The sequence below is a fragment of the Gottfriedia endophytica genome, assembly GCF_017814275.1.
Taxonomy (GTDB): Bacteria; Bacillota; Bacilli; order Bacillales; family Bacillaceae_G; genus Gottfriedia; species Gottfriedia endophytica.
Window position 1 is genome coordinate 383,310 of sequence record NZ_JAGIYQ010000003.1, and the last position, 7,905, is coordinate 391,214.

The window sequence follows — 7,905 nt, forward strand, 5'->3', positions numbered from 1 at the left end:
AAAAATAAAAACCACCAAACATAAAAAAAGTCGAACTATCGGTGAAAATGTCGTTATCCCCCTTTTAAGGGGGATATTTTGTGTATATAATTAAATTTAAAAAAGGAGGAAATAAGCATGTTCCTCAAACGCTTAGATATAATTGGATTTAAATCATTCGCCCAGCGCGTATCAATAGATTTTGTTAAAGGTGTAACAGCAGTAGTAGGTCCAAATGGAAGTGGAAAAAGTAATATTACAGACGCAATTCGATGGGTCTTAGGTGAACATTCTGTTAAATCATTACGTGGGGCAAAAATGGAAGATATCATTTTTGCTGGAAGTGATAGCAGGAAGCCGTTGAATTTTGCGGAAGTGACATTAACATTAGACAATGCTGATCAACAGCTACCGCTAGAATACTCTGAAGTAAGTGTGACTAGGAGAGTTTATCGTTCAGGGGACAGCGATTTCTTGATCAATAAACAATCATGTCGATTAAAAGATATTGTTGACCTATTTATGGATTCTGGATTAGGTAGGGAAGCATTTTCGATTATTAGTCAGGGGAAAGTCGAAGAAATTTTAAGTAGTAAACCTGAAGAACGTAGAGGCATTTTTGAAGAAGCTGCAGGTGTTTTAAAATATAAAACACGTAAAAAGAAAGCAGAATCTAAATTAGCTGAGACGCAAGAAAATTTAAATCGAGTTGATGATATATTATTTGAATTAAGTGGCCAGATTGAACCGCTTAAGATGCAATCTTCAATCGCTAAAGATTATTTAGAGAAAAAAGAACAATTAGAAGTAGTTGAAGGTGCTTTATTAGTATATGAAATTGAAACTCTACATCAAAAATGGCAAGTACTGCAAGAAGAAATGAAAAAGAATAGTGATCTAGATATTGCGCTTTCAACAGAAATTTCAACCGATGAATCTCATATTCAAAGCTTACAAGAAAAAATGAATACACTCGATGAATCGATTGATCAACTCCAACAAATATTGTTGAATGTAACGAAAAATTTAGAAAAATATGAAGGTCAAAAGGAATTAATGATGGAGCGGAAGAAAAACGCTTCAAATCAAACCCTTCAATTTAAGGAACAACTTGATGAGTTTAAAAAACAAATACAAGTCATTAAAGAAGAATTAATGAATGAACAAAAAACAAAACAAACAATACAAGCTGTCCTTAAAGAGCTTCAAGATCAAATCAAAAGTAATGAAAATGAAATCTTAATTTTTGAAGAAGACATAGAAGAACAAATAGAATCGATAAAATCGGATTACATAGAGTTGTTAAATAACCAAGCATCTGCAAGTAATGAAAAAAATATATTAGAAACACAGCTAGAGCAATATTCGGTAAAAGCTAATCGATTGGACTCCGAAAACGAGAAATACATTCGTCAACGTCAAGTTTTAAAACAGAAAAAAGACCAGCTGCTTAAAGAACTTGCAAACTTAGAAGCAAAATGGAAAGAAGACGGTCAGACTGTTGAGCAAAATGAAAAAGCTTTCGAAGCATTGTCAGTACAATTAAAAGAAAAAGAAGACCTTTTATATAAAGCCTATCAATTTGTCCAACAAACAAAGTCAAGAAAAGACACTCTTGAAGAACTCCAAGAAGATTATTCAGGATTTAATCAAGGTGTTAAGGAAATCTTAAAAGCTAGAGATTCTAAATTACAAGGAATTGAAGGTGCTGTTGCTGAGTTAATCATGACTGAGAAGCAATATGAAGTCGCAATTGAAATTGCATTAGGAGCAGCAACACAGCAAATTATTGTACAAGCTGAGGAACATGCAAGGCAGGCAATTCAGTTTCTTAAGCAGCAACGATTAGGAAGAGCGACATTTTTACCTATGACGGTTGTAAAAGCTAGATCAATTCCTGATCAAAGTATCGAATTAATGAGAAAACATGAAACTTTTATTGGAATTGGTTCATCTCTTGTTACGTATAAAGAAAAGTATGATGGTATTATTAAAAATTTATTAGGGACTGTCGTTATTACAAAAGATTTAAAAGGCGCAAACGAGCTTGCGAAGCAAATCGGCCATCGATATCGATTTGTGACATTAGAAGGTGATGTTGTAAACCCTGGTGGGGCTATGACTGGTGGAGCAATGCGCGTAACGAATAATTCTTTACTAAGTCGTCAACGTGAGCTAGATGAAATAACGGATAAATTGAAAGACATGCAAGAAAAAACTACAAATGTTGAACATGAAGTTAAACAATTGAAGCAAAAGAAGCAAGAGTTAAACAATGTTATTACAGAAAAGAAAGCTTCGTTTAACAAAAATCAAGAAAGCTTACGTTTTGTTCAAGATGAGTTAAGAAGTATTGAATTTGAAGAAAAGAATATCAATGATACGTTAGCCATTTATGATCTTGAAATGGGAAATTCATTAGAAGAAAACAACCGCATAAGTTCTCGTGTTCAAGAATTAATTGAACTTCAAGGCAAACTGAAAGAAGAAATTGCTAAAAATGAACAGTTAATTGAGGAATTGACGGAAAAGAAAAATAACCAAAAGCAAGTAATGCAAGACATTCAAGTTCAATTAACAGATTCAAAAGTAAAGGTAGCAGAAGAACAACAGAAGTTGCAGCATTGTAAAGAACGTATTTTCCAAAAAGAAAGTGATTTGGATAAATATGAACAATCTGTAGTCGATCTAAACGATAAAATTGTCTTTTTATCAAGTGAGTTAATGACAAATGAAAATGGAAAAGAAGAGCTAGAAAAGTTAATTCAAGAAACTAGAGTTGAATTTTCAAAAACTACTGAATTAATTTCATCTAGACGAGAAGAACGATTAGCTTTTCAAAATGAAATTGAAGACTATTCAAATGCACTACGTGAAAAACAAAGACAATATAAATCGTTATCTGATTTATTAAAGCAACAAGAGGTTAATTGTAACCGTTTAGACGTAGAATTAGAAAATAGACTTCAGCATTTAACTGAAATGTATATGTTATCATTTGAAGCTGCTAAACAAAAATATACTCTTTCAATCGAAATTGAAGATGCTCGAAAAAAAGTAAAATTATTAAAAAGAGCAATTGAAGAATTAGGTACTGTAAATATTGGTTCCATTGATGAATATGAACGTGTCAGTGAGCGTTATGAATTTTTACAAGAACAACGAACAGATTTAATTGATGCAAAAACAACTCTTCATTCTGTTATTGACGAAATGGACGAAGAAATGACAAGACGATTCGAAACGAGTTTTAGAGCAATCAGAGAAAAGTTTCAAATTGTTTTTACTCAATTGTTTGGCGGAGGACGTGCTGATTTAGTCCTATCTGATGAATCCAATTTATTGATGACGGGTGTAGATATCGTTGCTCAACCACCTGGGAAAAAGCTACAAAACTTAGGTTTATTGTCCGGTGGAGAACGCGCTTTAACTGCAATTGCATTATTATTTGCAATTCTACAAGTTCGTCCTGTTCCGTTCTGTGTCTTAGATGAGGTAGAGGCAGCACTTGATGAAGCGAATGTGGCTAGATTTGCAAAGTTTTTAAAGAAATTTAGTACACAGACGCAGTTCATTGTGATCACACACCGAAAAGGAACAATGGAAGAATGTGACGTGTTATACGGTGTAACAATGCAAGAATCAGGTGTGTCAACATTAGTGTCTGTTCGTCTAGACGAAGGTGAAGAAATAGTAGCAAGTGAAAAATAGAAAGGAAGTTGAAAATGGGCTTTTTTAAAAAATTAAAAGAAAGCATTTCAAAACAGGCTGAAACAGTCACTGAAAAATTTAAGAGTGGTTTAGCAAAATCACGTAATACATTTACAGATGGATTAAATGATCTAGTTGCACGTTATCGAAAAGTTGATGAAGATTTTTTTGAAGAGCTAGAAGAAGTATTAATTATGGCAGATGTAGGTGTAAACACTGTCATGGAGTTAATTGATGAATTGAAATTTGAAGTGAAGAGAAAAAATATACAAGATCCAAAGCAAGTGCAAGAAGTCATCTCTGAAAAATTAGTAGAAATTTACAAAGGTGCTACTGATAAAGAGGAATCATTAGAACTAAACTTAAATCCAAATGGATTAACAATCATCTTATTCGTTGGGGTAAATGGTGTTGGTAAAACAACTTCTATCGGAAAAATTGCACATATGCTAAAACAAGAAGGAAAATCAGTTTTATTAGCTGCTGGAGATACATTTAGAGCTGGGGCCATCGAACAATTAGAAGTTTGGGGAGAACGCGTAGGTGTCGACGTTATTAAGCAAGGAGCCGGTTCTGATCCAGCTGCAGTCATGTATGACGCAGTTCAAGCGGCTAAAGCAAGAAAAGTTGATGTACTTCTTTGCGATACAGCTGGACGTTTGCAAAATAAAGTAAACCTTATGAAAGAGCTTGAAAAAGTTCGTAATGTAATAGCTAGAGAAGTTCCAGATGCTCCTCATGAAGTGTTACTTGTAATTGACGCTACAACAGGACAAAATGGATTATCACAAGCTAAAACATTCTCAGAGGCTACAAGCGTATCTGGAATTGTTTTAACGAAACTTGACGGTACTGCTAAAGGTGGTATTGTACTTGCGATACGTAATGAATTGAAGGTCCCAGTAAAATTCGTAGGACTTGGAGAGAAAATGGATGATCTACAACCATTCCAGCCTGAACAATTTGTGTATGGTTTGTTTGGAGATTTAGTGAACGAGGAGAAGTAGATCACAGATTTTATGGTATGGGTAGAAAGTGGTGATCAAGGCGAATCCGCTTTTCGTTGTGTCTAGTTACACGAGTTAGCTCTTCGGTCGTTTCGCAAATACCAAATGAAGTGAAAACCACACTTCCTTTGGTATGTACTCCAACGCCTGTCAGAGCTAAACGAGCTCGCTCCACTTTTCGAACTGTCTAGTTCCGGCGCCTATCTCCTCGGCCATTTCACAAATAGGAATTGAAGTGAAAAGCACACTTCTATTCCTATTTGCTCCAATGTCTGTCGGAGATAAGCAAGGCGCCTCCACATTTCGGTATGTCTAGCTACTTCGCCTACCTCCTCGGCCATTTCACAAAAAACAATTGAAGTGAAAAGCGCACTTCCATTGCTTTTTGCTCCAATGTCTGTCGGAGGTAAACAAGGCGAATCCGCTTTTCGTTGTGTCTAGTTCCGCGAGCTAGCTCTTCGGTCGTTTCGCAAATACCAAATGAAGTGAAAAGCACACTTCATTTGGTATTTACTCCAACGCCTGTCAGAGCTAAACGAGCTCGCTCCACTTTTCGTGCCTGACAAGAAAATAACTTGACATTGATTTTATTTTTGTATAAACTAACAGATGTAAAGGTAAATCACTTAACAAAGGAGTGGTGAGCATGTTGGAGAAATCCATGCTTGATAAAACGATGAGAATCAATTATTTATATGATTTTTATCAATCTTTATTAACTCCTAAGCAACAAAGCTATATGTCGCTTTATTATTTAGATGATTACTCTTTAGGTGAAATTGCTGAAGAATTCAGCATTAGCAGACAAGCGGTTTATGATAATATAAAGCGTACGGAAGCAATGCTTGAAGAATATGAAGAAAAGTTATTACTTCTAGAAAAATTTCAAAAACGCCAAGTTCTCATTAATCAATTGAAAACTTTTACTGGAAACGGTAAAGTAATAGATGAAGAGTATTTTGAAGTATTAGATGCGTTAGAGAAATTAGAATAAGGAGGGCGGCACTATGGCATTTGAAGGGTTAGCCGACCGACTGCAGAAATCATTACAAAAGCTTCGTGGAAAAGGTAAAGTTACAGAAGCTGATGTCAAAGAAATGATGAGAGAAGTACGTCTTGCACTATTAGAAGCAGACGTTAACTTTAAAGTAGTAAAAGACTTTGTAAAACGTGTGTCTGAACGTGCAATTGGACAAGAAGTAATGCAAAGCTTAACCCCTGGTCAACAAGTTGTAAAAGTTGTACAAGATGAGTTGACCGAACTAATGGGTGGCGAACAAAGTAAAATTGCAGTTTCCAATCGTCCGCCAACTGTTATTATGATGGTTGGTTTACAAGGTGCTGGTAAAACGACAACTACTGGTAAACTTGCGAATTTATTACGAAAAAAATACAATCGCAAACCTTTGTTAGTTGCTGCTGATATTTACCGTCCAGCTGCGATTAAACAGCTTGAAACGTTAGGTAAGCAGTTAGATATGCCTGTCTTTTCTTTAGGTGATCAAGTCAGTCCTGTTGAAATTGCTAAACAAGCAATTGAACATGCAAAGACTGAACATCTTGATTATGTCCTAATCGATACAGCAGGTCGACTTCATATTGACGAAGGTTTAATGGAAGAACTTGAGCAAATCAAGGAACTTTCTAAGCCGAACGAAATCTTCCTAGTTGTTGATGCAATGACGGGGCAAGATGCTGTCAATGTGGCACAAAGCTTTAATGATCTTTTAGGTTTAACAGGTGTTGTTTTAACGAAGCTTGATGGAGACACTCGTGGGGGTGCTGCATTATCTATTCGAGCAGTGACAAACACACCGATTAAATTTGTTGGTCTTGGTGAAAAACTAGATGCAATAGAACCATTCCACCCTGAGCGTATGGCTTCTCGTATTCTAGGAATGGGTGATGTATTAACGCTCATTGAAAAGGCACAAGAGACCGTTGATCAAGAAAAAGCGAAAGATCTTGAGAAAAAATTAAAAAATGCAACTTTTACGTTGGATGACTTCTTAGATCAACTTTCTCAAGTGAAAAAAATGGGACCGCTTGGTGATTTATTAAAAATGATGCCAGGTGCAAACAAAATTAAAGGATTGAATGACATTCAAATTGAGGATAAACAAATCGCTCACGTTGAAGCAATTATTCAATCAATGACAAAACAGGAAAAACTTCAACCAGATATCATTAACTCAAGTCGTAGAAAACGAATTGCAAAAGGTTCTGGAAGACCTGTTCAAGAAATCAATCGCTTACTTAAGCAATTTGAAGAGATGAAAAAAATGATGAAAATGATGGGTGGCATGCAAAAAGGTAAGAAAAAAGGATTTAAATTTCCTTTTATGTAACTAAAAAGCTTGCTTGCTGAACATTTTCAAAATAAATTTTGAAAAAAACACTACTGTTAAGAAAAATAACTTTACAAACAGTGATAGTTTTTGATAATATACTAATCGTTGAAATATTTTCGGAGGTGCTATTAAAATGGCAGTTAAAATTCGTTTAAAACGCATAGGAGCAAAAAAATCTCCTTTCTATCGTGTAGTAGTTGCAGACTCTCGTTCTCCTCGTGACGGACGTTTCATTGAAGAAATTGGAACTTACAATCCAGTTGCTCAACCAGCAGAAGTTAAAATCAATGAAGAAGCAGCATTAAAATGGTTACAAACAGGTGCTAAACCATCTGATACAGTTCGTAACCTTTTCTCTAAAGCTGGTATCTTAGAGAAATTCCATAACGCTCGCAACGGCAAGTAATAATGGAAAATAAGATGAATACACTTGTTAACGCAATTGTTTCTGGACTCGTCGATCACCCTGAGGAAATTTCACTTCAAGTAAAAGAAGACGAACATAACCTATACTACCATCTTTCAGTTAATCCTGAAGATGCTGGCAGAGTGATTGGCAAGCACGGTAAAATAGCAAAAGCGATTCGTACAGTTGTTTATGCAGCAAGTAACGAACATTCAAAACGTATTCACCTTGACATTCAATAAAAGATTCGGTTTTTTAAATAAAACTTGAATCGATAAAATAGAATGTTAATAAACCAACGGAACAGGGCGGGGGCAACCTCACCCTGTTTTTTATGTGCGCCCAGCATGTGCATAATCTATAGGGTGTAAGTCCCGAGCCATGAAGGCAGTAGTAGTGGTTAGCTTAAGACAAGGGTGTCTGTGGTGACGCAGAATCTGAAGGAAGTCGG

6 protein-coding genes are annotated in these 7,905 nt (G+C 35.4%); all 6 read left to right on the plus strand.

The window, feature by feature from the left end:
• Positions 1-117: 117 nt before the first annotated feature.
• The 6 genes from smc (at position 118) to J5Y03_RS06735 (ending at position 7,696) form a co-directional block, all read left to right on the plus strand.
• Positions 118-3,690, plus strand: coding sequence for a chromosome segregation protein SMC (gene smc, locus J5Y03_RS06710; RefSeq protein ID WP_209403834.1), 3,573 nt, complete (start codon positions 118-120; stop codon positions 3,688-3,690).
• A gap of 14 nt (positions 3,691-3,704) precedes the next feature.
• Positions 3,705-4,697: a signal recognition particle-docking protein FtsY gene (gene ftsY / locus J5Y03_RS06715; protein ID WP_209403836.1), complete on the plus strand. Its 993-nt coding sequence runs from the start codon at positions 3,705-3,707 to the stop codon at positions 4,695-4,697.
• A gap of 661 nt (positions 4,698-5,358) precedes the next feature.
• Complete coding sequence (locus J5Y03_RS06720; RefSeq protein ID WP_209403888.1) at positions 5,359-5,691, plus strand: putative DNA-binding protein; 333 nt, start codon at positions 5,359-5,361, stop codon at positions 5,689-5,691.
• Between the two features lie 13 nt (positions 5,692-5,704).
• On the plus strand, positions 5,705-7,045 hold the full coding sequence (gene ffh / locus J5Y03_RS06725; RefSeq protein WP_209403838.1) for a signal recognition particle protein: 1,341 nt from the start codon (positions 5,705-5,707) through the stop codon (positions 7,043-7,045).
• Positions 7,046-7,181: 136 nt separating this feature from the next.
• The gene (gene rpsP, locus J5Y03_RS06730; protein ID WP_209403840.1) at positions 7,182-7,454 is read left to right on the plus strand and encodes a 30S ribosomal protein S16; all 273 of its coding nucleotides are present in this window, start codon (positions 7,182-7,184) and stop codon (positions 7,452-7,454) included.
• Between the two features lie 14 nt (positions 7,455-7,468).
• Entirely contained in the window at positions 7,469-7,696 is a 228-nt protein-coding gene (locus J5Y03_RS06735; RefSeq protein WP_209403842.1) for a KH domain-containing protein, read from the plus strand.
• Positions 7,697-7,905: the final 209 nt, after the last annotated feature.